This window comes from Kitasatospora sp. NPDC001119, assembly GCF_053598475.1.
Genome location: NZ_JBSFKI010000018.1, coordinates 94,598 through 117,152, shown reverse-complemented (window position 1 = coordinate 117,152; position 22,555 = coordinate 94,598). Strand labels below are relative to the sequence as shown.

Annotated in this window: 21 protein-coding genes; 7 read left to right on the top strand and 14 right to left on the bottom strand. The window is 73.7% G+C overall.

Going from position 1 to position 22,555, the window contains the following annotated elements; genetic code table 11:
- Positions 1–29: 29 nt before the first annotated feature.
- From ACWDD9_RS22940 to ACWDD9_RS22920, 5 genes are all read right to left on the bottom strand, one after another.
- Positions 30–809, bottom strand: coding sequence for a MerR family transcriptional regulator (locus ACWDD9_RS22940; RefSeq protein WP_449812537.1), 780 nt, complete (start codon positions 807–809; stop codon positions 30–32).
- Between the two features lie 118 nt (positions 810–927).
- Positions 928–2,448 (bottom strand): hypothetical protein, encoded by a 1,521-nt coding sequence (locus ACWDD9_RS22935; RefSeq protein WP_449812536.1) that lies wholly within the window; start codon positions 2,446–2,448, stop codon positions 928–930.
- 300 nt (positions 2,449–2,748) lie between these two features.
- Positions 2,749–3,813 carry an isopenicillin N synthase family dioxygenase gene (locus tag ACWDD9_RS22930; protein ID WP_449812535.1) on the bottom strand — a complete coding sequence of 355 codons (1,065 nt, stop codon included), beginning with the start codon at positions 3,811–3,813 and terminating at the stop codon, positions 2,749–2,751.
- Positions 3,814–4,183: 370 nt separating this feature from the next.
- Positions 4,184–4,831 (bottom strand): response regulator, encoded by a 648-nt coding sequence (locus ACWDD9_RS22925; protein ID WP_049655241.1) that lies wholly within the window; start codon positions 4,829–4,831, stop codon positions 4,184–4,186.
- A complete protein-coding gene (locus ACWDD9_RS22920) occupies positions 4,783–6,231 on the bottom strand; it encodes a histidine kinase (protein WP_449812534.1) in 1,449 nt (482 codons plus the stop codon). The genes ACWDD9_RS22925 and ACWDD9_RS22920 overlap by 49 nt, the downstream gene beginning before the upstream one ends.
- Positions 6,232–6,532: 301 nt before the next feature.
- Here ACWDD9_RS22920 and ACWDD9_RS22915 point away from each other — a divergent pair, with 301 nt between their 5' ends.
- Together ACWDD9_RS22915 and ACWDD9_RS22910 are read left to right on the top strand one after the other, a co-directional pair.
- Entirely contained in the window at positions 6,533–7,246 is a 714-nt protein-coding gene (locus tag ACWDD9_RS22915) for an ABC transporter ATP-binding protein (protein WP_234348522.1), read from the top strand.
- Positions 7,243–9,636, top strand: a complete 2,394-nt coding sequence (locus ACWDD9_RS22910) for an FtsX-like permease family protein (RefSeq protein WP_449812533.1) — start codon at positions 7,243–7,245, stop codon at positions 9,634–9,636. The genes ACWDD9_RS22915 and ACWDD9_RS22910 overlap by 4 nt, the downstream gene beginning before the upstream one ends.
- Positions 9,637–9,775: 139 nt before the next feature.
- On the opposite strand, the gene ACWDD9_RS22905 is transcribed toward ACWDD9_RS22910, so the two are convergent.
- Both ACWDD9_RS22905 and ACWDD9_RS22900 read right to left on the bottom strand, forming a co-directional pair.
- A complete protein-coding gene (locus ACWDD9_RS22905; protein ID WP_449812532.1) occupies positions 9,776–10,534 on the bottom strand; it encodes a MerR family transcriptional regulator in 759 nt (252 codons plus the stop codon).
- Between the two features lie 141 nt (positions 10,535–10,675).
- The gene (locus tag ACWDD9_RS22900) at positions 10,676–11,731 is read right to left on the bottom strand and encodes a DUF2332 domain-containing protein (RefSeq protein WP_449812531.1); all 1,056 of its coding nucleotides are present in this window, start codon (positions 11,729–11,731) and stop codon (positions 10,676–10,678) included.
- Between the two features lie 439 nt (positions 11,732–12,170).
- Between ACWDD9_RS22900 and ACWDD9_RS22895 the strand changes: the two genes are divergently transcribed.
- Positions 12,171–12,857, top strand: a complete 687-nt coding sequence (locus ACWDD9_RS22895) for an AAA family ATPase (RefSeq protein WP_449812530.1) — start codon at positions 12,171–12,173, stop codon at positions 12,855–12,857.
- Here ACWDD9_RS22895 and ACWDD9_RS22890 read toward each other — a convergent pair.
- From ACWDD9_RS22890 to ACWDD9_RS22880, 3 genes are all read right to left on the bottom strand, one after another.
- Positions 12,771–13,067: a DUF6191 domain-containing protein gene (locus tag ACWDD9_RS22890; RefSeq protein WP_387819865.1), complete on the bottom strand. Its 297-nt coding sequence runs from the start codon at positions 13,065–13,067 to the stop codon at positions 12,771–12,773. The genes ACWDD9_RS22895 and ACWDD9_RS22890 overlap by 87 nt on opposite strands.
- A gap of 134 nt (positions 13,068–13,201) precedes the next feature.
- A complete protein-coding gene (locus tag ACWDD9_RS22885) occupies positions 13,202–14,338 on the bottom strand; it encodes an SUKH-4 family immunity protein (protein WP_074002256.1) in 1,137 nt (378 codons plus the stop codon).
- Between the two features lie 125 nt (positions 14,339–14,463).
- Positions 14,464–15,177 carry a hypothetical protein gene (locus tag ACWDD9_RS22880; protein ID WP_449812529.1) on the bottom strand — a complete coding sequence of 238 codons (714 nt, stop codon included), beginning with the start codon at positions 15,175–15,177 and terminating at the stop codon, positions 14,464–14,466.
- A 243-nt stretch (positions 15,178–15,420) separates the two neighbouring features.
- Here ACWDD9_RS22880 and ACWDD9_RS22875 point away from each other — a divergent pair, with 243 nt between their 5' ends.
- Positions 15,421–15,978 (top strand): ATP/GTP-binding protein, encoded by a 558-nt coding sequence (locus ACWDD9_RS22875; protein WP_449812528.1) that lies wholly within the window; start codon positions 15,421–15,423, stop codon positions 15,976–15,978.
- Between the two features lie 40 nt (positions 15,979–16,018).
- Here ACWDD9_RS22875 and ACWDD9_RS22870 read toward each other — a convergent pair whose 3' ends face one another.
- Positions 16,019–16,609 carry a DinB family protein gene (locus ACWDD9_RS22870; RefSeq protein WP_049653774.1) on the bottom strand — a complete coding sequence of 197 codons (591 nt, stop codon included), beginning with the start codon at positions 16,607–16,609 and terminating at the stop codon, positions 16,019–16,021.
- Positions 16,610–16,732: 123 nt separating this feature from the next.
- Here ACWDD9_RS22870 and ACWDD9_RS22865 point away from each other — a divergent pair, with 123 nt between their 5' ends.
- A complete protein-coding gene (locus ACWDD9_RS22865; RefSeq protein WP_449812527.1) occupies positions 16,733–17,572 on the top strand; it encodes a class I SAM-dependent methyltransferase in 840 nt (279 codons plus the stop codon).
- Positions 17,573–17,630: 58 nt separating this feature from the next.
- On the opposite strand, the gene ACWDD9_RS22860 is transcribed toward ACWDD9_RS22865, so the two are convergent.
- The 3 genes from ACWDD9_RS22860 to ACWDD9_RS22850 form a co-directional block, all read right to left on the bottom strand.
- Positions 17,631–18,203: a dihydrofolate reductase family protein gene (locus ACWDD9_RS22860; protein ID WP_449812526.1), complete on the bottom strand. Its 573-nt coding sequence runs from the start codon at positions 18,201–18,203 to the stop codon at positions 17,631–17,633.
- Positions 18,204–18,307: 104 nt separating this feature from the next.
- The gene (locus ACWDD9_RS22855) at positions 18,308–19,075 is read right to left on the bottom strand and encodes an SRPBCC family protein (RefSeq protein WP_449812525.1); all 768 of its coding nucleotides are present in this window, start codon (positions 19,073–19,075) and stop codon (positions 18,308–18,310) included.
- Positions 19,072–19,773 (bottom strand): ArsR/SmtB family transcription factor, encoded by a 702-nt coding sequence (locus tag ACWDD9_RS22850; RefSeq protein ID WP_079272075.1) that lies wholly within the window; start codon positions 19,771–19,773, stop codon positions 19,072–19,074. The genes ACWDD9_RS22855 and ACWDD9_RS22850 overlap by 4 nt, the downstream gene beginning before the upstream one ends.
- 317 nt (positions 19,774–20,090) lie before the next feature.
- Here ACWDD9_RS22850 and ACWDD9_RS22845 point away from each other — a divergent pair, with 317 nt between their 5' ends.
- Both ACWDD9_RS22845 and ACWDD9_RS22840 read left to right on the top strand, forming a co-directional pair.
- Positions 20,091–20,792, top strand: a complete 702-nt coding sequence (locus tag ACWDD9_RS22845; protein ID WP_449812524.1) for a hypothetical protein — start codon at positions 20,091–20,093, stop codon at positions 20,790–20,792.
- 1 nt (position 20,793) lies between these two features.
- Positions 20,794–22,506 (top strand): DNA polymerase Y family protein, encoded by a 1,713-nt coding sequence (locus ACWDD9_RS22840; protein ID WP_449812523.1) that lies wholly within the window; start codon positions 20,794–20,796, stop codon positions 22,504–22,506.
- The last annotated feature ends 49 nt before the right edge of the window (positions 22,507–22,555 follow it).

The window sequence follows — 22,555 nt, the reverse complement described above, 5'->3', positions numbered from 1 at the left end:
ACTTGGGTGAGGCCGTGGCCCGTACGGCCTCACCCGGGTTCCAGGCCCGACTCCTGGCCCGACTCCTGGTCCGACTCCCGGCTCAGCTCCTCGCCCAGTTCCTCCCGCAGCGAGCGCTGGAATGCCGTGACCAGCGCCTGCGCCACCATCGGCTGGATGTGGTCCGTCAGCGCCCGCATCCGGGCCAGCTCGGCGGGCGCGGGCTCGCTCTCCCGGTACGGCTTCCACACCGTCTCGCGGAACAGCCGCTGCAACTCCCGTGCCGTCGCCCGGCTGTGCTCCAGCACCACCGCCCGGGCGGCCAGCAGCGTCTCCAACGGGATCGGCACGTCCAGGATCCGCACGCCCAGCGGCAGCAGCCCGGGATCCACCCGGAACACGTCCGGATCCCGCGTCCGCTCCAGCGCCCCCATCGCGGCGAGCCGCTCGACCTGCCCCTCCGTCAGACCCCGCCCGGCCCGCCGCTCCAGCTGCGCCCGGGTGACCTCCTCCGGGGCCTCCGGCGTCCACGACGCCACCAGCGCACGGTGGATCGCCAGGTCCAGCGGCGTACTGTCCTCCGGCAACCGCGCCAGGTACCGCTCGATCGCGGCCAGCGTCAGGCCCTGCCGCTGCAACTCCTCGATCAGCTCCAGCCGGTCCAGGTGCGCCGCCCCGTACAGACCCACCCGCCGCGGCCCCAGCTCCGGCGGCGGCAGCAGCCCCTTCGTCCCGTAGAACCGCACCGTCCGCACCGTCACCCCGGCCCGCGCCGCCAGCTCGTCCACCGTCAGCCGCACTCCGCCCCCCACCCCGCCGTGCTCCCCCATCCGCCGCCTCCCGCGCTGGCACACTCCTGCTGTGACAGCAGCAGTGTGACAGTGGAGGATGACCTGGTCCATGGGAGGGGCAGCCCGGCGCCGTGTACCGGCTGCCCTGTACCAGTAGCTATGCGGGGCAGATCCGGTCGGTGGACTCCGTGATCTGCCAGTGCTCCCGTTTCACGACGACTGAGTGCTGGTTGGTGGAGTCCCAGAGCCTGATCCAGTCGCCTGACGCGGGAAAGGCGGCGTACGCATGGGTGACGTCGACCGCCGTGCCCTGGAACGGAAGAGCGGGGGAGTCGGCCGGACGGAGGCAGACTCGGCGCGGAGCGAGGCCGAAGTATGGGGTCGGTTGCCGGCCAGCCGTCACTTCGGTCGCCGCCGTGGCGGCCGCGCGCGCGGCCGGATTCAGGACCTGTCCCCAGAGTAGGCCGATCGTGAGCACCAGAGCCGTGCACAGCAGGGACACACCGACCGAGAGTCCGGCCGTGGTCCGGAGCGCGTGGAAGTGCCGCGCGTACCCCAGGAATCCCAGGACGACGACGGGGCCGGCGGCGACGATCAGAGCCTTCGTCATGGCGATGAACTGCCAGCTCCCGGCGATGAAAACCTCTTCGCGACTGATACCGAAATGGTCGAGGTAGTAGGTGTACAAGGAGATCCCGGGGACGGGTAGCGCGGAGAGTGCCAGGGGGATCAGCGCCGGGATGAGCCAGGCGGCTGTCACCTTCCACGACAGGTTGCGGAACAGCAGACGGAGACCGTTACCGGTGAGGTACGCGGCGAACAGCGCCCAGGAGAGGGCGAGGCCGTTCGGCATGCGCCATCCGATCAACAACCCGGGGAGGCTGAGGACGAAGCCGATGAGCCAGCCGCAGGCCGCGCGGGTCAGGTGGCCGCGGCGCGAGGGCTGGGATCCGTGGCGAGCGGCCAGGAGGGAGGCCGGCGCACCCAGGAGGAGGGGGAGCAGCAGTACGGACGCTGCTTTGGCCAGTGGATGCAGATGGGCTGCGCCGAGGCACACGGACAGGAGCAGCAAAACCATGGATGTGTGGATGACCAGAGGAAAGGCGATCCGTTCGGGCACCAGGTACTGCTGAGGGTGAGGCGCTCGTTCCGCGGCGGACGGCGAGCCGACCAGGCGGGGAAGCGCGTTGTGCGGCGGGGTGTGGGCGGTCGTCAGCGGGCGGACCGCCGCGAGTCGCGCGGCCGCTTCGACGTTGGGCCCGGACGGAAGGAAGATCTCACGTCCGGTGTCGAAGAGCCTGGTGCGCAGCAACGACCAGCGAAGCCAGGCTGGTCGGACGGCTTGCGGTACAGGCCGGTGGGTGAGCCACCTGGTTCGCGGTGGGTCGGAGGGTGTGGCGGGCTCCTGGATCAGCAGGTCGACCGAGACGGGCGCCTGTCGGCACGCGTGGAGAAACGTGCTTCTCGCCGCCAGCGCCGACCCCCAGAAGGAACCGGTGACACCGACCTCGACGATCCAGGCTTCCGCCACACTGCCCCTTTCGGCTCGGCCTGTTGGCGACACCACCCACCTGCGCTGTGTCAGCAACTCTCGGAGCTGTTCTCGACCGCCGGGCGTTCCGCTCACCTCGATTTCCATGCGGAACCAGTAGTCGTACCCCGGGCTCTGGCCTGACATTTCTGCCTCCTTCTGAAATCGACCCTGTATAAAATCCTCGATTCCTTGGGGGGATCTTAGGGGTGGGGGCAATTGGCGGGCCAGTCTTTTTTGGTTGCTTTGGCCTTGGGCTGAATATTGCCAAATGCCTTTAAGGATGTGTTATTTGCATGCAAATTTGTTGGGTCGGATCGGCTCTTTGAATTGGCGCGCCCCCTGGTTCGGGGGCGCGCCAGTTGCGGTCTCTTCGGGAGTGACAGGTGTGGCGGGTGTGGGCGGGGCGTCGGGAGTGCGGCGTCGGGGTTGCGGCGGTACCGGGGGTCAGGCGAGGGCGGCGTGGTGGCGGCGGGTGACCTCGGGGTGGGCCCTGGTGTAGCCCTTCCACTCGTTGAGGCCGAAGTCGGCGAAGAGTGGGTTGGCCGGGTCGGCGGTGGCGCCGGGGGCGTGGTGGGCGAGGGGGAAGTCCAGCGGCTCGATGTGGGCGTCGAGGCGGGGGTTGTAGAAGAACGGCACCGAGAAGCGCTCGCGGGCGCCGACCGGGCTCACCACGCGGTGGTTGGTGGCCTTGAGGTAACCGTCCGTGGCCACCTCCAGCAGCTCGCCGAGGTTGACGACGAAGGCGCCGTCGAGCGGCGGGACCTCGAGGAAGGTGCCGTCCGCGCGCTCGACCTGGAGGCCGCCGACGGTGTCCTGCAGCAGCAGGGTGATGAAGCCGTAGTCCTTGTGGGCGCCCACGCCCTGGCCGGCGCCGTCCGGGGCGGTGCCGGGGTAGCGGACCAGCTTGAGGCGCAGGTGGGGGTGGCCCGCGAAGGCCTCGTCGTAGAAGTCGGGGCGGGCGCCGATCGCGGCGAGGAGTTCGCGCAGCAGGCGGCGGGCGACCGCGCCGAGGTGGTCGATCCAGCCGAGCGCGGCGGTGCGCAGCTCGGGGAGGGCCTCGGGCCACTGGTTGGGCCCCTCCAGCCACCAGTACGGGGGCTCGCCGCTGCCGGGAACGTGCGGGGGCAGCTCGGCGCCGATGTCCAGCTGGTCGCGCCAGTCCTGGCTGCCGCCGGTGCGCTCGTCGCCGGTGCGGGTGTAGCCCCGGTAGTGGGGGGAGTTGAGGTTGCTCACGGCGAGCCGGTCGGCCTCGGGGAGGGCGAAGAAGGCGCGCATGGCCCGGGCGAGTGCGGCCGTCTCCTCCGGGGTGACGCCGTGGCCGACCAGCTGGAAGAACCCCATGCCGGTGGCCGCGGCGCGGAGCTCGTCGTGCAGGCGGCGGCGATCGTCCGGGCTGCCGTCGGCGAGCGAGAGGTCGATCACCGGGAGGGCGTCCGCCGAGGGGGCTTCCGCCGAGGGGGAGCCGGTGCCGGTGCCGGTCTCGGATATGGGCGTGTACTGCTGCGTCATGTGTGACATCCGCTGGGTCTCGTCCCGGCTGGTCCCGGTGGTCGACCGGGGGCGGCCGGAGCTGTGCCTGGTGCGGCGGGTGCTCCGGGGCCGGGAGGTGGTGGCGGCCGGGCAGGGGTCGCCGTTGAGGGTGGGTGGCGCGAGGTTCAGCCGGAGCGTCGACAGGACATGGTCGTCACGCGGAGCAGGTCCACGTGGCGGCGGCGAACAAGGATGAGCACCCCACCAGCCTAATTGACCCGTTCTGCGGCAGGCGAGCCCCCTGCAGCGGAGGGCCACTCGCCATTTGTCGGTGATCTATCAAGTTGTGGGACGGTGGCGCCGGAGTGTGGGCGGTGGCGGCTCCTTTCGGGAGTCGTTCGGGAGTCGTTCAGGAGTTGTTGAGGTAGGCCAGGACGGCCAGGACCCGGCGGTTGTCGTCATCGGAGGGCTGGAGGTCGAGCCGGACGAAGATCGATGCGGTGTGCTTGGCGACGGCCCGCTCGGTGATCACCAGCTGCTGGGCGATCGCCGCATTGGACCGGCCCTCCGCCATCAGTCCGAGCACCTGCCGCTCGCGCGGGGAGAGCGTGGAGACCGGGCCGGCCGAGGAGTTGTGGGTGAGCAGCCGGGTGATCACCTCCGGGTCCATCGCGGTGCCGCCCTGGGCGACCCGCCGAACGGCGTCGATGAACTGGGTGCCGTCCATCACCCGGTCCTTGAGCAGGTAGCCGATCCCGCCGGTGCTGCCGGCCAGCAGCTCGCGGGCGTACAGCTGCTCCACGAACTGCGACAGCACCAGGACGGGCAGGCCCGGGTGGGCCTGACGGGCCGCCAGCGCCGCCCGCAGCCCTTCGTCGGTGAAGCTCGGCGGCAGCCGGACGTCCACCACGGCGATGTCGGGCCGGTCCGCGGCCACCGCGGCGAGCAGCTGCTCGCCGTCCTCCACCGCCGCGGTGACCTTCATGCCGTTGGCCTCCAGCAGCCGGGTCAGTCCGTCCCGGAGGAGGAAGAGGTCTTCGGCGATGACAACGCGCACGGGATCTCCAGGTTCACGATGGTCGGCCCACCGGGCGGGCTGCTGATCGCGAGCACCCCGTCGAAGGCGGCCAGTCGGCGTTCGGTTCCGCTGAGGCCGGTCCCCCGGGACGGCTCGGCGCCGCCGCGCCCGTCGTCGGTGACCGATATCCGCAGCAGCCCGTCACTGTGCCCTATCTCGATCCACACCCGCGAGGCCCCGGCGTGCTTCACCACGTTGGCCAGCAGCTCCGTCACCGCGAAGTAGGCGGCCGACTCCACCGGGGCGGGAGCCCGGCCGGGCAGGCCGCCGGTGAAGCCGACCGGCAGCGGCAGGTCCAGCGCCGTCGCCCGCACCGCGTCGGCCAGGCCGCGGTCGGCGAGCACCGGGGGGTGGATCCCGCGGACCAGGTCCCGCAGCTCGCCCAGCGCCTTCACAGAGGACAGCCGGGCCTCGGCCAGCAGCGGCCCGAGGGCGTCCGGGTCGTCCTTCAGCTGCTCGGCCACGGTCAGCAGCATGCCCAGTGCGACCAGCCGGGCCTGCGCCCCGTCGTGCAGGTCCCGCTCGATCCGGCGCAGCTCGGCCGCGCCGGCGTCGATGGTGTCCGCCCTGGTCCGCGCGAGATGGCTGACCTGGCGGGCCAGCTCGGCCCGGCGGGAGGGCCCGAGCAGGGCCCGGGCGGCCTTCTCGTGGATCCGCAGGGCCGGCGGGGCGGCCCACAGGACGGCCAACGGGGCGATGGTCAGGCCCATCGAGTAGACGACGCCCAGGGCGAAGAACGGTCCGTTCCGGCCGAAGACCTCCAGGGCGACCGGGGTCAGCACGACGATCGCGGCGGTGAGCAGCACGGTGGCGCCGGTGAGCAGCGTCCAGGCGAAGTCCCGCCAGGTCGCCGGGTCGGTGAGCCAGCCGCCGTCCCGCAGCCGCGGCCAGGCCCCGGCGCGGACCGGCCGGCGGTACGGCACCGGTATCGGCCGCCCGCTCCACTTCCCGACGGTGCGCCTGCTCTCCGTCGCGATCCAGCGGGCGCCGAACAGCCCGAGCACCAGCAGTGCGGGCGCCAGCCAGACCGAACCGGACCGGCCGCCCGGCGCCGCACCGCCGTAGAGGTGGGCCGCCATCAGCGCTATCGTCCCCGGAGCGAACAGCGCGGCGCCGACCGCCCGGCCGCCGCCCCCGGTGGCCCAGCAGAGCGCCCACAGGGCGACCGGTGCCATCGGCACCGCCAGGATCAGCGGCCCGCCCGGGGTGAAGCCCCCGGGCTCGTCCGGACCGAACAGCGCGGAGGCCAGCAGGACCGGCCCCGCCAGCAGTGCGAGGAACCCCGTCACGGCCAGCGTCACCGCGTACCAGGCGCGCACCCCGTCCGCACACGCCCGGCCGACCCGCAGGGCCAGTCCGTTCAGCACTCCCGCGTCCATGACGCGCCCCCTCTCCCTTACGCGGCCCCGCCCGGAGACCGCGGTGCCGCGGCCCGAAGCCGCGGTTCCGAAGCTGTCGTTCCGGGGCCCCGCGGACCCCGGTTCCGATCTTTCGCTGGGTCAGTCTGCCCGGCCGGGGCCCCTGGTGCTCTAGGCCTGAACACCCAGTTCGGGGTGTATCTGGATACACCCCGCAGAGGCCGTCCAGACGGCTGTCGGCACCCCGCCGCCGATTCGTAGCGTGATGTTCCGTCAGCCGGCCTGGGCTTCCCGGGGCCGGACGCCGAACAGTGGAGGGCCCGTGAACGCGCCGATCATCCGGATCCGCGGCGTCAGCAAGACGTACGACCGATCCGACGCCGCCCGTCCCGCCCTGGCCGGGCTCGACCTGGAGGTCCGGGCCGGAGAGGCACTTGCCGTGCTCGGCCGTTCGGGCAGCGGCAAGTCCACCCTGCTGAACCTGATCGCCGGCCTCGACCGCCCGAGCGAGGGCGAGGTGGAGGTGGACGGCGTCGCCGTGCACCGGCTCGGCGAGGCCGCGCTGGCCGAGTACCGGCGGGCCCGGATCGGCATGGTGTTCCAGTTCTTCAACCTGCTGGACGACCTCACCGCGGAGGACAACGTGCTGCTCCCGGCCCAGCTGGCCGGGATGCGGCGGGAGCAGGCGCGGGCCCGGGCCGGGGAGCTGCTGGAGCGGCTGGGGGTGGCCCGGCACGCCAAGGCCTTCCCCGGCCGGCTCTCCGGCGGGGAGCGCCAGCGGGTCGCGGTCGCCCGGGCGCTGATGAACCGTCCGCCGCTGCTGCTGGCCGACGAGCCCACCGGGGCGCTGGACACCGCCTCCGCCGCCGACGTCCGCGACCTGCTGCGCGGGCTCAACGCGGAGGGCCAGACGATCCTGCTGGTCACCCATGACACCGCGCTCGCCGAGGCCTGCGCCGACCGGACGATCGAACTGCTCGACGGCCGGCTGGTCCGGGACACGGCGGCCGTGCCGGCACCGGGCGGTGGCCGATGAGCGCGCTCGGCAAGGTGGTGCGCGCCGGGGTCGGCCGCCGGCGGGTGCAGACCCTGGTGATGGTGCTCACCACGATGGTGTCCGTGACGGCGTGCATCCTCGCGCTCGGGCTGCTGGTCGCCGCCCAAGGCCCGTACCAGCGCTCCTTCGCCGACCAGCGCGGCGCCCACCTCAACGTGCTGTACGACCGGGCCAGGGCGAGCCCCGCCCAGCTCGCCGCGACGACCCACGCGCCCGGCGTGACGGCCTCGGCCGGCCCCTACCAGGCGGTCGCCGTCCAGCCGCGCTCCGGCCCCGATACCCGGATCCCGCCGGCCGGGAGCCCGCTGCCGCCGATGACGCTGGTCGGCCGCGCCCAGGACGGCCCGCTGGACGGCCTGCGGATCACCAGGGGCCGCTGGGTCGCCGGCCCCGGCGAGGTGGTGTTCCTGGACGGGCACTCCCCGCTGGCGGTCGGCGACAGCATGGAGTTCCCGGAGCTGCCGGGGCACCCGACGCTCAAGGTCGTCGGCCTGGCGGCCTCGGTCTCCTGGAGCGCGGACGGCTGGGTCGCCCCGGAGCAGGTGGCCGGGCTGACGGCGCCCGGCACGGAGCCCTCCGTCCAGTACCTCTACCGCTTCGCCCACGCCGGCGGCGACGCCGAGGTGGAGGCCGACCGTGCCGCACTGGCCGCCGCGGTCCCGGGCGGGGCGCTCGCCAGGGCCACCTCCTACCGGCCCGCCCAGGAGGAGGCGAACCGGACGGCCTCGACCTTCGTCCCGTTCGTCACGGCCTTCGGGGTGCTCGGCCTGGCCATGTCGGTGCTGATCATCGGAGTCGTGGTCAGCGGCGCCGTCAGCGCCGCCACCCGGCGGATCGGCATCCTCAAGTCCCTGGGCTTCACCCCGGCCCAGGTGGCGCGCGCCTACGTCGGCCAGGCGCTGATACCCGCCGGGGTCGGCACGGCGCTCGGTGTGCTCCTCGGCAACCTGCTGTCCGTACCGGTCCTCGGGCTGGCTCACAAGGCCCTGCGCGGCGGGCTGCTCGGCATCCCGGTCTGGGTGGACGTCGTGGTCGCGGTGGCGGCCCTGGGGGCGGTGGCGGGCACCGCGCTGGTACCGGCGCTGCGGGCCGGGCGGCTGCGGACGGTGGAGGCGCTCGCGGTCGGCCGGACGGCGCCGGGCGCCAAGCGGGCAGCCGCCCGCGGCACGGTCGGTGGGGCGGGGGCGGTGGGCCCGGTGTCCCGGGCGCAGGAGCTGATCGGCCGGCTGCCGGTGCCACGGGCGCTCAGCCTCGGGCTGGCCTCCCCGCTCAACCGGCCGGGCCGCTCGGCGACCACCGGGGCCGCCGTGGTGCTCGGCACGGTCGGGGTCACCCTCTGCGTCGGCCTGACGCTCTCGCTGGGCTCGATCCAGGACGGTCTGGCGGCCGACCGCGCGGGCAAGGTGGTGGTCCAGACCCCGTTCGACGGCTCCGCGCCGTCCGCCGACCACGTGGACGAGGCGGCCGTGGCCAGGGCCGTCGACTCCCGCCCGGGCACCCGGGCCTGGTACAGCACCGTCCCGACCCCGGCCGCCCTGGCCGGCAGCACCGGGCGCTCCGAAGTGGTCGCGTTCAGCGGCGACACCTCCTGGAGCGGCTTCCAACTGGTCTCCGGCCGCTGGTTCCACGGCCCCGGCGAGGTCGTGGTGGCCGCCGCCACCCTGCGGGCCACCCAGGCGAAGGTCGGTGACACCGTCACCCTCACCGACCACGGACGCAGCACCCCGGCGAAGATCACCGGCGAGGTCCTGACCACCAACGACCTGGTGTTCACGGACCGGTCCACGCTGGCGCCGCTCGGCGGCGCGATCCACGCCGAGGCGCTCACCTTCCACATCGACCTCACCCCGGGCACCGATGCGCAGTCCTACGCCGACGGGCTGGACCAGGCCGTGAAGCCGCTGGGCCTGAGCGCCGACCCCGGAGAGGAACACCTCAGCATCGTGGTGCTGGCGATGAACACCCTGGCGGGCACGCTCACGCTGCTGCTCTCCGTGGTGGCGGGACTCGGGGTGCTCAACACCGTGCTGCTGGACACCCGGGAGCGGGTGCACGACCTCGGGGTGCTCAAGGCGCTCGGGATGTCACCCCGGCAGACCGTCGGCATGGTGCTCACCTCGGTCTGCGGCAGCGGGCTGGCGGCCGGGGTGATCGGGGTCCCGATCGGCATCCTGGTGCACCACCGGGTGATGCCCGCGATGGCACGGGCCGCCGGAATCGGGGTGCCGGACGCCGACCTCGCCGTGTTCGCCCCGTCGGTGGTGGGGCCGCTGATACTCGGCGGCCTGGTGCTGGCCCTGCTCGGAGCCGTCCTCCCGGCCACCTGGGCGGCCCGCACCAGGACGGTCACGGCGCTGCGGACGGAGTGACGACGCGGGGGAGGGCCAGGAAACGAAACAAAACCCGGTACCCGGCCCCGTCTGGGAACCCCCCGTAAGGCTCCCAGACAGGGCCGGGCCGGGCAGGGCTGACCCAGGCCGTCCGATCAAGGCCCGGATCAGGCCCGGATCAGGACAGCCGTGCCGCCGCGTACGCCTCCATGGCAGCACGCTGGTAAGCGGCCAGGCCCGGGGCGATGGCCTCGTACGCGGCACTCCACTGCTCGTTCTCGGTGCAGGAGCGGGCGATCGCCAGGTACTCCTCGGTCGAGACGGACCGGAAGTCGTGGAGCAGCCGGTACTCCTCCTCGACCGTGCTCTGCACGGCCTCGGCGTCGGCCGGGTGGCCGGCCGCCTTCAGCTCCGCCAGGCGGATCATGCGGGCGGTCCGCTCGCGCTGCCCGGCCTCGATCTCGGCCGGGGTCATCGCGGCGGTCGCGCGCCGGGCCGCCTCGGCGTGCTCGGGGAAGTCGCGCAGGCTCGCGTCGACGTCCTCGGGCTGGATGCCCTCGAACAGGTTCTCGGGGCGGTTGATGGTCATGGGTGTGCCGTCCTTCTGGGAACGTTCCAGGTCGGCGATCGTGCGGGAAACGGTGGCGGCCAGGGCGTCGAGCCGGTCGCGCTCGGCGACCAGCCGCCGGCGGTGGCCCCGCAAGGCCTCCAGCTCGTCCACCTGATCGCTCAGGATCCGGGCGATCTCGGTCAGCCCCACGCCCAGCGCCCGCAGTACCAGGATCTGTTGCAGCTGGAGCAGCTGCCGCTCCTCGTAGTAGCGGTGGCCGTTGGAGCCGATCCAGGCCGGGGGCAGCAGCCCGATCTCGTCGTAGTGCCGCAGGGTCCTGGCCGTCACACCGGACATCCGGGCCACCTCGGCGATGGGCCAGGCCATGGTTGCCTCCCTCGTTTCCACGTCCCACGTTCGCGTGGACCAGGGCCGGTTCTCCGGCCCTGGTCACGACGGTAGAAGCTGCCGCTGCGGCAGCTTCAAGCCCGGGACTTCCGCGCTGCCCGCACGTTGTCGTACGGCCGCTCAGACCTCGCCGAACCAGTCCAGGGACTGCCCGTGCGGTCCGGTGAAGGCCACCGGCCGCTCGTCCAGGGCCAGCGCGAACAACCCGGCGACGGCCGCCGGGCGGGGGAGGCGTCGGGCGACGGTCGGCAGCACCGAGACGGCCTCGTTGGAGATCCAGTGCCCGGGCAGTTCACGCATCGTCGCCGCGAACTCCTCCCGCTCCTCCGGCGGCAGGTACGCGAGCACCGCGCTGTGGAACACCACCGGCGTCGCCCCCGCCGGGGCCTGCGCGACCAACTCCCTTACCGTCGCGTTGAGATCGCCGCGCACCAGCAGCGGCGGTTCGGCCCGGGCGACCCGGACGGCGCCGCGCAGCCGCTCCAGCCGGTGGGTCTGCTCGGGCCAGACCAGCGACTCCAGCCAGCGCATGTCCTCCTCGGCCCGCACGTCCAACGGATTGAGGTCGATCCCTGCCCGCCACACCACCTCGGGCAGCCGTTCCCGCAGGGAGCCGGGGAGCGGCACCGGCCCGCTCACCACGCAGTCCAGCGTCACCGGGCTCGCGGCGGCGCCGAACTCGGCGACCGGGGCACCGGCCCCACGCTCATGTCCGTCCCCGTGCCCGTCCCCGTCCCGCTGCCCGTCCTTGTCCCGGTCCCCGGCCAGGTACCGGTACCGATAGCGGTCCGGGTACAGGCAGAGCCCGGCCGAGGCGCCCACCTCGATCAGGGCGAGCGGCTGCGGCAGCGCGGCCAGCAGCGGCAGCAGGGTGGCGCAGCGGCCCGCCTCGTTGGTCTGCGTCCGCCGCTCCAGCATCGTCGCCGAGACCTCGGCCCACCGCTCCGCCGCCCAGTCGCGGAAGGCCGGCCAGCCCTCCGTCACCGGCCCACCCAGGTGCCGGACCGCGCCGAACAGCAGGTTCGGCTGCCGCTTCACGGCCGGAAGCCCGTCCAGCAGTGCGCGCAACTGCCCGTCCCCGGCGACGCCTTCGGCCAGTTCCTGGTAGATCGGCGAGTTCCCGCGCGCCTCCCGCTCCGCGAACGCCCGGTAGAGCTCCTCCGTGTCGCCGCGCATCCCCCACCGGTCCTTTCGACGCCTTCGCGAGTGATCGAATCGGCCCAGCCTACGCCCGGCCCGACGTGCCACCCGCTGACCCCAAGTGCTCTCCGGGACGGTGAAGCGGGAGTGACGCGGTCCGTCGTGACCGTCGGGTGGTGGGGAGCTCACGACCTTGGGAGCGACTGGGTTCGGGGCGTACCGGCCCGGCGGATCGGCCACCGGGTGACCGGCAGGTGGCCCGTCGGGCGAGCACGAGTTCGGTGTCGGGCCTGCGGTGTCTCCCTGCGGTGCCTCCCCGCGGTACGACCGGGTGAGCGCCGCGTGCGGCACCCCGGTCTCGGGTACACCAGCGTGGCCAAGAGCCGGTCCCCGCCGGGCTGTTCGAGCACCTGGCAGGTGGGTTCCGGGGAAAGTCCGAGTACGACCGCCCGCCCGCGCACTAGCCTCACCCCGCATGGAAGAAGACCTTCTGCCGCATCTCGATGGGACGGAGCGCGGCCTCGTCGTGATGATGTGCGGTCTGCCCGGCTCGGGCAAGAGCACCCATGCGCAGGCCCTTGAACGCCGTGATGACACCCGGCTGTCGATCGACGAGGTGGTGTGGGCGCGCACCGGTCGCGACGCGGCCGGCCTCGATCCGGTGGAGTACGAGCAGCACAAGGCCGCCATCGAGCAGGAGCTGTGGGAAGAGCTGATCCGTTTGATGGAGGCGAGGCTGCCTGTCGTCATCGACTACAGCTTCTGGAGCCGGGCCACCCGAGACCGGTGCAAGGCCGCGATCGAGAGCCACGGTTGCCGATGGGAACTTGTCCGCCTCAAGGCCGACCTTGAAACCCTGCGACGCCGACTGGCCGACCGGAATCAGCGGAACGACGCGAACAGCATCACCGTCTCCGATGATCTCCTGGAACGCCACTTCGCCGCCTTCGAGGAACCCAACGGCGAGGGCGAGCGCGTCATCGTCCAGGAGCAGCTCCCCAGGCCGCTTCCCAGGGCTCGTCCGCGAGTTCGGCAGGCCCCAGCACGCGTCGGGCGCAAGGAGAAGGAGGGTGAACTACCGCTGCTGTCGGACGACTGCGGTGCCGGCGCCCAAGTCGACACCCAGGCGAGGCGGGGCGCCGGCGTGGTCGTCGTCCCGTAGGACCAGTTGAGTCCGCCGCTGCTCGATCTGCACGCGCTTGTTGGCATTGAAGAAGGCGTGCAACTCCTCGGTCGCGGTGGCGCCAAGGCCGAGCCCGCTCCTTCGCGTCCGAGTGGTCAGGCGGCGGCACAACCATCGCGGGCTGCCCGATCGCACCACGAGATGCCGGATCGAGGCCAGTGTGAAGGGCACGATCACCAGTACTGCCATGAGGAGCAGACCCGCCATCATCACCATGTCGGTCCAACGCGTGGAGGTGACACGTCCGTTCCTGGCCGTTGCCGCCGTCCACGGCGGCGGCCGACCGGGCTTGTCGCCCACCGGCGGCAACGGCTCCTGGGCGTTCAGCCCAGCAGGCCGCCCATGTGGCCGTCCTCGGCGAGCAGCCGCCAGGAGCAGCCGGGCGAGGCGAACGCCTCCGGGTCGACGGCCTCCACCAGCCGGTCCACCACCGCGCTCAGCAGCGCCTGCGGATCGAACACCGACCATGTCTCCCGGGCCCGGCCGTAGTCCCAGCGGTCCCATTCGGCGCGCAGCCGCTCGTACGTCCAGAGGGCGTAGAGCAGGGCGGACAGGTCGCGGTTGAGGTAGGCCTCGGGGTGGCCGTCGTCGTACCAGTCCGGCAGCTCCAACCGGCCGGTGGCGCCGTCCAGGGCGATCGTGAGGTCGGTCGGCCAGTCCCCGAGGGCGAGGAAGTCCCGCTGGTACGGGCGTTCCTCCTCGCCGTCGAAGTACTCGGGGTAGGCCTCGCCCATGGTGACCAGCGGTTCCTCGCACACCCCGAACATCGCCCCGCCCAGCGGCAGGCCGACCTCGGTCAGCAGCCGCCGGGTCGGCTCGTGGACCAGGGCGGCGGGCAGCTCGGCGGGCCGGAAGCGGTGCACCCGGCCGGGGCCGCCGTCCTCGTCCGTCAGCGCGGCCAGCTCCGCCACCAGCTCCGGGGCTATCGCGTACGCGGGCCCGCCCGGACCGCCCGGCAGGGCGCCCCAGCCCAGCGCCCGCACCAGCAGCGCGGTGCCCCAGTGCGGGGGCGGTGCGGAGCCGTCGCCGAACAGGCCGGGATCGATCTCCCGCATCCGCCGTTCGGCCCCCGCCAGCACCTCGGCCAGGACGGCCGGCCCGCGCCGCCCGTCCAGCGCCTCCGGGCGCAGCGCCGCCTCGGCCACCGCGTCGACCTCGCGCACCAGGCCCGCGAGCGCGGTCAGGCCGGAGGCCAGCAGGTCGCGGCGCGGGCCGCCGTTGTCCAGGAACACCTCACCGGTCACCCCATCCAGCAGCACCAGGCTGCCGCCGGCGGCGAACGGCGTGCAGTACTCCGTCTCCCCGAGGACGAACAGCCGCTCCGCCTCCGCCGGGAACGCCGTCAGCTCCCCGCCCCGGAGCGCCTCGAAGTCCAGGAACGCCCCGGCCGCAGGCAGCCCCTCCCGCACCAGGAACTCCCGGCTCCCCGCGTGCACCACCCCACCCGGCAGCTCCGCCACCCGCTCACACCTCACGTGCCCCCACCCTTTCCCGGCCTGCCCCGTGACCCACAGACCCTAGCGGTCCGGCCTGACAGTGCTGAGGTGTGCTGTGGGTGGGGGAGGTGTGCGGTGGCCCGCCCGGGTCACGGCAGCGCGACCTCGTCGACGTTCCAGTGTTCGGGCAGGTCCGCGTCGCAGAAGGCGCAGGCGTAGTGCTCCTCGCGGACGAGGTTGCAGTTGCCGCACCGCGGGCAGCGGCGGAAGACCGCGGCGTGGGTGAAGGCGCCGGGGTGCGGGAGTCCGACGAGGGTGAGGGCGGCGGCGACGGCGGGCCAGGAGGTGGTGTCGGGGCAGTAGCCGGTGGAATGGTTGCCGACCGTCTCGACCTCCCAGCCGTCCCGCGAACGCCGGAACCCGATCTCCCCGGCGCTCAGCACCAACTCCCCACCCGCGCAGGCCACATGCTCGCTACGGCGCGGAGCAAGCCGCAGTGTGCCGCCGAGGCCGACCACGAAGGTGAACGGCTCCGCGAGCTCCGCCGCCGTCCGCTCCGCCCGATCCTCCGCCCAGGCGGCGAACTCGCCTGCTGTCCGTACCGGTTGGCCGCATCCGGTGCCCGTCCCGCCGTCGTCCCCCGGCCACAGTTCCGGCGGTCCCACGTACCGGTACGCCCGTCCGAAGCCGTCCGCCGTCTCCGCCGCGACTCCCCGTTCGGCCAGCCGCACCCGCCAGTACGCCATCTCGACGGTCGTCCCGCTCAGGCCGAAGTCCCGCAGCTCGTCGAGGAGTTCCCGGGTCTGCCGGAGTGGGAGCCCCGCGTGGCCTCCTGGCCCCAGTCGCAGCAGACGGCTGCGCACTGGGGGCAGAACCGCTCGGCGTCCCACCGCAACTCCCGCCCGTGCAGCAGGGACTGGCCGACGCTGCGGACGGCGGTGCCCCCGCAGTCCGGGCACCGGACGGCCGTCCTCACACCCTGCCCCTCGTCCGTCACGCCGGATGCCCCCATGCCCCCATGCCCCATGTGCCCTGCCCCTGCCCCCGATGGTCCGACACCCTACGGCGCCCCGCACCCGCCACCCCCGGCCCCGTAGAGTGCGGGGATGAAGCGCTACCTGCTGACCGGTACCCCGGGGGCCGGGAAGACTGCGGTCCTGCGGTGGTTGGAGTGCGCGGGCTACCCGGTGGTCGAGGAGGCCGCCACGGACGTCATCGCGCTGCGGCAGGCCCAGGGCGTGCCGGAGTCGTGGACGGACCCGTCGTTCGTGGACGCGGTGGTCTCCCTGCAGCGGCAGCGGCAGGAGGGGGCCGTCGGCGGGCCGGGGGAGGTGCGGTTCTTCGACCGCTCGCCGGTGTGCACGTACGCCCTGGCGGTGTACCTCGGTCATCCCGTGACCCCTTTCCTCGCCCGGGAGTTGAATCGCATCCGGGCGGAGGAGGTGTACGAACGCGAGGTGTTCTTCGTGGAGAGCCCTGGCTTCGTCACCCCGACCGAGGCGCGGCGCATCTCGTACGAGGAGTCGTTGCGGTTCGAGCGGATCCACCGGGAGGCCTATGCCGGGTTCGGGTACGTGTGCGTCCCGATCGCCCCGGGGCCGCTCGCCGACCGGGCGGCGGCCGTCGTGCGGCACGTCGGCGCGCCCGCCCGGTACGGAGGCTGAGATCCCCGGCCGCTCCTCCGCCCTCCCGGCGCTCTTCGGCTCAGGCGAGGCCGCCGGCCTCCCGGGCCGCCCGCTCCACGCGGTCGTGGTGGGCCCGCCACCAGTCGGTGTCGCCGGGGGCGGTGTTGGCGCCGTCGGAGCGCTGGCCGGTGGCGCCGTCGACGAGTTCGCGGACCAGGTCGGCGTGGCCGACGTGGCGGTGGGTCTCGGCGATCATGTGGACGAGTACCCGGTGCAGGGTCTGCTCGTGGCGGGCGCCGAACGGCACCTTGCCGACGGCGTCCAGCGGCAGGGCCTCGATGGTGGCGTCGGAGTGCGCCCAGACCCGTCGGTAGCGCCCGACGACCTCCTCGGTGCTCTCGTCCGCCCGCGCCCACAGGTCGCCGTTCGGCTCGGTCTGGCCGGTGATCCACACCGGGGCCGGCTCGGGGAAGGGGCGGCCGAAGGTGTCGCCGAAGTACAGCGCCTCGGCGCCGGTGACGTGCTTGACCAGGCCCAGCAGGTTGGTTCCGGTGGGGGTGAGCGGGCGGCGCAGGTCGTACTCGGAGAGGCCTTCGAGCTTCCAGAGCAGGGCGTCGCGGGCGTCCTGGATGTAGATCCGGAGGTCGTTCTTGTCATCTGCAGTGGTCATGGGATCAGTCTGTTGATCGCATGATGCCTGTCCATTGATTTCCGGTCCCACCCGCCCCGACCAGGCGTCAACCCGTGCCACGATCAATCCTGTTCACCCGAAACAGACTTGTGAGGAGCAGCCATGACCGGCGACGCCTGGTCCTGGGACGAGACGCTGTTCGCCGGAACGGCCGCCCACTACACCCGGGGCAGGCTCCCGTACGCCCCTGGACTGGCGGAGGCGCTGGCCGGGGCGCTGGGGCTCGACGGGCGGGGGCGGCTGCTCGACGTGGGGTGCGGGCCGGGCACGCTGGCGCTGGGGCTGGCCCACCTGTTCGGCGAGGTCGTCGGGGTGGACCCGGACGCCGGGATGATCGCCGAGGCGCGCCGCGTGGGCGCCGAGGAGCCCAAGGCCACCTGGGTGCGGGCCAGGGCCGAGGAACTGCCGCCGGGCCTCGGCACCTTCACACTGGCGGTCTTCGGCCAGTCCTTCCACTGGATGGACCGCGACCTGGTGGCGGCGACCGTACGGCGCGTGCTGCGGCCCGGCGGCGCCCTGGCGCACGTCTCGGACCTGAAGGGCGAACCGCGTCCCACCGAGGGGCTGCCGCACCCGCCGGTCCCGTACGCCGCGATCGACGGGCTGGTCCGGCGCTACCTCGGCCCGGTCCGCCGCGCCGGGCAGGGGCTGCTGCCGCACGGCACGCCGGGCGACGAGGCCGCCGTCCTCGCCCGGGCGGGCTTCGCCGGCCCGCAGCGGATCGTCGTCCCGGGCGGACGGCCGCTGGAGCGCACGGCCGACGACGCGGTCGCGGGCGTCTTCGCGCTCTCCTCCTCGGCCCCGCACCTCTTCGCCGAGCGCCGTCCGGCCTTCGAGGCGGACCTCCGCCTCCTCCTCGCCCGGACCTCGCCGTCGGGGCTCTTCTCGGAGCGGCAGCCGAGCAGTGAGGTGTTCATCTGGCGCACCACGGAAGAGCGTTGACGGTCCGGGGCCGTCAACGCTCCCACGGGGGAGGATGGAGAGGAGGAGTGGAGAGCGGTCAGCGGACCACGTCGAGGACCTGCTTCTGGATGCCGTTCCCGTAGGCCTCGTACTCGACCAGCTTCAGCTTCTGGGCGTCCTTGTCCGTCGTGCTGAACAGGCGCTTGCCGGCGCCGAGCAGCAGCGGGAAGACGAGCAGGTGGTAGCGGTCGATCAGGCCGGCGTCCGAGAGGGCGTGGTTCAGGGTGGCGCTGCCGTGGACGATGATCGGGCCGCCCTCGGTCTCCTTCAGCGCGGCGACCTCGTCGAGCGAGCACAGGATGCTGGTCTCACCCCAGTTCGACACCAGGTCGGCCTCGGTGAGGGTGGTGGAGACGACGTACTTCGGCAGCGTCTTGTAGTGGGCGAACTCCGCCATGTCCGGCCACACCGGGCTGAACGCCTGGTAGCTGGCCCGGCCGAGCAGCATCGCGGTGGCCTCCTCCTGCTCCCGCCCCTTGATCTCGAACGCCTCGGGGAGGAACTCGATGTCCTTGAAGGTCCAGCCGGAGTTGCGGTAGCCGGGTTCGCCGCCGGGGCCCTCGACGACGCCGTCGAGCGAGATGAAGGCGGTGCTGATCAGGGTGCGCATGGGTGGTACCTCGGTTCTCGTGCGGTTCTGCTTCTGTCGGGTCTGAAGGAGGTCTCAAGGAGATCTGAAGGTCTGAAGGTCTGATGGCCCGAAGGTCCGAAAGGTCAGGTGAGAGCGCCGGTCAGCCACCGCTGCCAGGCGGCCTCGGCCTCGCCCCCGGTCCCGGCTTCACCCCCGGCCCCGCCCGGCGTCGGGCCGAAGAGGTGGTGGAACATCAGCACCAGGCCGGAGCCGTGGTGGAAGGTGTAGAGCCCGTCGGCGGTGCGGACCTCGAAGCGCTCGTCGTCCGCCCAGACCACCTCGCCGTCCAGCGGCGGCAGGCCCGCCGGTTCGCCGTGGACCCGGGTGCCCGCGGCGACCGGGAGCGGCAGCGACAGGGCGCGGGCGAGGAGGGCCCGGACCTCCGGTCCCGTCCGGCCGCCCGCCGGTGCGGCGGCGAAGACGGGGACGGCGGTGCGGCCGGGGAAGTGGGTGAGGTACTCGCGGAGCGTGTGGAGGTGGAAGGGCCAGCCGCGGCGCAGCGCGTCGTACTCGTCCTGCCAGTCGTCGCCGAGCAGGCCGCTGTGGACGACGCGGAGCACGGTGGCGCCGCCGTCCCGGCCCTCGATCAGGTACTCGAAGGCCATGAACCGGCCGTCCTCGCCGGTGGCCGTACGGGTGGCCAGGCGCTTGCCGGGCTCGTAGGCGGTGACGACCGCCTCCGCGCGGTGGCCCCCGGTCTCCATGACGGCGGTGCCGCCCTCGCGCGGGTCCAGCTCGTTGCGGCCCATGAACCAGGAGTCGATCCCCGGTCCGGTGGCGATCGCCTCCCAGACCTGTTCCGGGTTCGCCGGCAGGGAGGTCTCCAGCTCGATCTCGAACGGGTGGGTCATCGTCGGTCCTCCTGGTCCGCCCGGGTGACGGCCTGTTCCGTGCCGGGGCCGGCCTGTTCCGTGCCGGTCACGTCCTGCTCCGCCCTGGTCCCGTCCTGCTCCGCCCCGGGGCCGGGCTGGGCGGCGGGGATCTGGTGGAGTCCGACGATCACCCGGTGGCTGCGGCCCCCGGGGGCGGACTCGTCGTGGTAGCGGCTGACGAGGGTGGCCACGGACTGGGCCAGTTCCTCGGCGAAGGCGGCCCGGTCGGCGGCGGAGGCGAACCGCACCTGCGCGTCGATGCCGAAGCTGGCGACCCGCCGGCGGGCCCGGGAGGCGCCGGTCAGCAGGGCCCCGACCTCCTGCACCAGCCGGGAGCCGAGCGCCAGCAGCCAGCGGGCGGAGAGCTGGTCGGGGGAGCGGGCGGGGTCCGGGCTCACGGCGGCCAGGACGCTGGGGGAGATCACGTAGGAGGCCGCGGTGGCGCGGTACACGCGTTCGGTGACGTTGCCCTTGCGGCGTTCCTCGTCGAGTTCGACGAGGCCGTGCCGCTCCAGTTCCTTCAGGTGGTAGTTGACCTTCTGCCGGGGCAGGCCCAGCCGGGCGGCCAGCATGGCGGCCGAGGCGGGCTCGGTCAGGGCGGCGAGGAGGCGTGACCGCAGGGGGTCCAGCGAGGCCTCGGCCGCGGCGGGTTCTTCGATCACGGCGACTTCCAGCACCGTTCCAGCATCCATCCGACAAAAAAATTTGTCAAGGAAAAAAGGTTTGTCGGTAGTCCGGTCGGACGAACGGTGTCGCCCGTCCGGTGCCGGATCCTCCGGCGGCCGCGCCGAGGCGCGCAGCCCCGCGCCGCGATCCGCGCGGCCCCGCCGAGGCGGGACAGCGGAGAGTGACGGGCGGGGTGGACGGATCGGACTTGAATCTTTGCGAACGAATGTTCGATCCTGGGGGTGTGCCCGTTTTCGAACCTTTTTTCGAATCAACCGCCGAGCAGACCGCACGCCCCGTGCTCCGCCCGGTGGCGTCCCCGGCTGCCGTGTCGGGAAAACGGGGGCAACAGGGGGAGGACGGGGAGCAGAAGGAGCGGCGGGGGCTGCTGCCGGTGCCGTCCGCCCTCCGGGAGGTGCTGCCCGAGGCCGGGCTGCGCCGGGGGACGGCGGTGTCGGTGGCGGGCGGGGACACCGGGCTGCTGCTGGCGCTCGCCGCCGGGGTGAAGGAGACCGGGGGTGGCTGGGCCGCGGCGGTCGGACTGCCGGACCTGGGGCTGGCCGCCGCCGAGGGGTACGGGCTGGACCTGCGCCGGCTGCTGGTCGCGGACGACCCGGGGCCGCACTGGGCCGAGGTGGTCTCGGTGCTGGCCGGCGCGGTCGAGCTGATCATGCTGCGCCCGGACGGGCCGGTGCCGCCGAAGCTGGCCGCCCGGCTGGCGGCGGTGCTGCGGCGCAGCGGCTGCGTGCTGCTGGTCGCCGGACCGTGGCCGGGCGCGGCACTGCGGCTGGGGGTGCGCTCCGGGCGCTGGTTCGGGCTGGGCGACGGCCATGGACAGCTCGTCGGCCGGCAGGTGGAGGTGGTGGCCGAGGGCCGCGGCTCGGCGGTGCGCGGCCGGACGGCCCGGCTCTGGCTGCCGGACGAGTACGGCGCGGTGCGTCCGCTCCAGGAGCAGCCGCAGCCGGTGGCGGAACCCACGGTGATACCGGCGGCGGAGCCGATGGCACCCCGCGTGGCGGCGGTGGTCTGAAGTGACGGCCGAGACAGCGATGGCATCCGGGACGGCGGACGACAGGACCCCCCGGGTGCTGGTGGTCTGGTGTCCGGACTGGCCGGTGGCGGCCGTCACCGGCGACGACCCGGTCGCGGTGACCGAGGGCGGGCGGATCCTCGCCTGCTCGGAGGGCGCCCGGGCGGCCGGGGTGCGGCAGGGGCAGCGGCTCAAGCTGGCCCAACGGCTCTGCCCGGAGCTGGAGTTGCGCGACCGCGACCCGGAGGCGGAGACCCGGCGCTTCGAGCCGGTGGTCGCGGCGGTGGAGGCGTTCACGCCCCGGGTGGAGGTGATCCGCCCGGGCCTGTGCGCGATCCCGGTGAAGGGCCCGGGCCGCTACTTCGGCGGCGAGGAGGCGCTGGCCGCCAAGGTCGGCAGGGCGGTGGCGGACGCCCTCGGGCAGCCGCTCGTCCCGGACGCCGTTCCGGGCGCGCCGGCCGTCGAAGAGCGGCAGCCCACCGCCCCTCCACCGGCCACCACCGCCCCCCGGGCCCGGGTCGGTGTCGCCGACGGCCTGTTCGCCGCCGTGCTCGCCGCCCGGGCCGGGGTGCTGGTCCCGGCCGGACGGACGGCGGAGTTCCTCGCCCCGTACCCGGTGAGCGCGCTGGGCGACGAGGCGCTGGCCGAACTGCTCGGGCGGCTCGGCCTGCCCACCGTCGGGGCCTTCGCCGCGCTGCCGGCCGAGTCGGTCGCGGACCGCTTCGGCCCGTCCGGGACGGTCGCGCACCGGCTGGCCCGGGGTTTGCAGCCGCGTCCGCTGGTGCCCCGCGACGAGGAGCCGGACCTCGCCGTCGAGCAGCGCTTCGACCCGCCGGAGCCGTCGGCCGAACCGCTGGTGTTCGTCGCCCGCGCGCTGGCCGAGCAGCTGCACCAGCGGCTGGCCGGGGCCGGGCTGACCTGCCGCCGGGTGGCCGTCGAGGTGGCCTGCGCGGACGGCCGGACGGCCTCCCGGCTGTGGCGGCACGAGGGCCGGCTGTCCGCGACGGCACTGGCCGAGCGGGTCCGCTGGCAGCTCCAGGCCTGGCAGGGCGCGGGCACCTTCACCGGCATCGGCATCGGCATCGGCACCGGCACCTTCACCGGCACAGGCGACGGCGACGGCAACGGCAACGGGGACGGCGGGGAGGACACCGGCTTCACCCTGCTCCGGCTCGCCCCCGACGGCCTCTCCCCGGACCAGGGCCGCCAGCTCGCGCTGTGGGGCCAGGCCGTCGCGGACGACCGGGTGGAGCGGGCGGTCGCCCGGGTGCAGGCGGTGCTCGGCCACGCCGGGCTGCGCCGGATCGAGCCGGCCGGCGGGCGCGGCCCGGGCGAGCAGGCGGTGAAGGTGCCGTGGGGCGAGCCGTACGAGGCGGCGGTGCCGTCCGACGCGCCGTGGCCGGGGCGGCTGCCGGAGGTGTGGCCCGCCGTGGTGCTGCGGGAGCCGGCGCCGGTGCGGGTGCTGGACGGGGCTGGGCGGCCGGTCACGGTGGACGGCCGGGCGGGGGTGTCGGCCCGGCCGGCCCTGGTCGTGGTCCGGGGTCGGGAGGAGCGGGTGGACGGCTGGACCGGGCCCTGGCCGGCGGTCGAGTACTGGTGGGACCAGTCGCTGGCCCGGCGCCGGGCACGGTTCCAGGTCGTGGTGGAGGGCGGCCGGGCGCTGCTGCTCACCGTGGAGGGGGGTGCCTGGTACCTGGAGGCCGGCTACGACTAGCGGCCCCGGCACCCGAACGGAGCAGGCCCGCAAGGGCAGGGCCGAAGGG

Bases quoted from the DNA above. Each gene is read 5' to 3' on its own strand.
- ACWDD9_RS22875 (WP_449812528.1), top strand. From the start codon at position 15,421: ATGAAGCGCTACCTGCTGACCGGTACCCCGGGGGCCGGGAAGACTGCG.
- ACWDD9_RS22935 (WP_449812536.1), bottom strand. From the start codon at position 2,448: ATGTCAGGCCAGAGCCCGGGGTACGACTACTGGTTCCGCATGGAAATC.
- ACWDD9_RS22930 (WP_449812535.1), bottom strand. From the start codon at position 3,813: ATGACGCAGCAGTACACGCCCATATCCGAGACCGGCACCGGCACCGGC.
- ACWDD9_RS22860 (WP_449812526.1), bottom strand. From the start codon at position 18,203: ATGCGCACCCTGATCAGCACCGCCTTCATCTCGCTCGACGGCGTCGTC.
- ACWDD9_RS22870 (WP_049653774.1), bottom strand. From the start codon at position 16,609: ATGACCACTGCAGATGACAAGAACGACCTCCGGATCTACATCCAGGAC.
- ACWDD9_RS22940 (WP_449812537.1), bottom strand. From the start codon at position 809: ATGGGGGAGCACGGCGGGGTGGGGGGCGGAGTGCGGCTGACGGTGGAC.
- ACWDD9_RS22890 (WP_387819865.1), bottom strand. From the start codon at position 13,067: ATGGCAGTACTGGTGATCGTGCCCTTCACACTGGCCTCGATCCGGCAT.
- ACWDD9_RS22905 (WP_449812532.1), bottom strand. From the start codon at position 10,534: ATGGCCTGGCCCATCGCCGAGGTGGCCCGGATGTCCGGTGTGACGGCC.
- ACWDD9_RS22855 (WP_449812525.1), bottom strand. From the start codon at position 19,075: ATGACCCACCCGTTCGAGATCGAGCTGGAGACCTCCCTGCCGGCGAAC.
- ACWDD9_RS22910 (WP_449812533.1), top strand. From the start codon at position 7,243: ATGAGCGCGCTCGGCAAGGTGGTGCGCGCCGGGGTCGGCCGCCGGCGG.
- ACWDD9_RS22900 (WP_449812531.1), bottom strand. From the start codon at position 11,731: ATGCGCGGCGACACGGAGGAGCTCTACCGGGCGTTCGCGGAGCGGGAG.
- ACWDD9_RS22865 (WP_449812527.1), top strand. From the start codon at position 16,733: ATGACCGGCGACGCCTGGTCCTGGGACGAGACGCTGTTCGCCGGAACG.
- ACWDD9_RS22895 (WP_449812530.1), top strand. From the start codon at position 12,171: ATGGAAGAAGACCTTCTGCCGCATCTCGATGGGACGGAGCGCGGCCTC.
- ACWDD9_RS22920 (WP_449812534.1), bottom strand. From the start codon at position 6,231: ATGGACGCGGGAGTGCTGAACGGACTGGCCCTGCGGGTCGGCCGGGCG.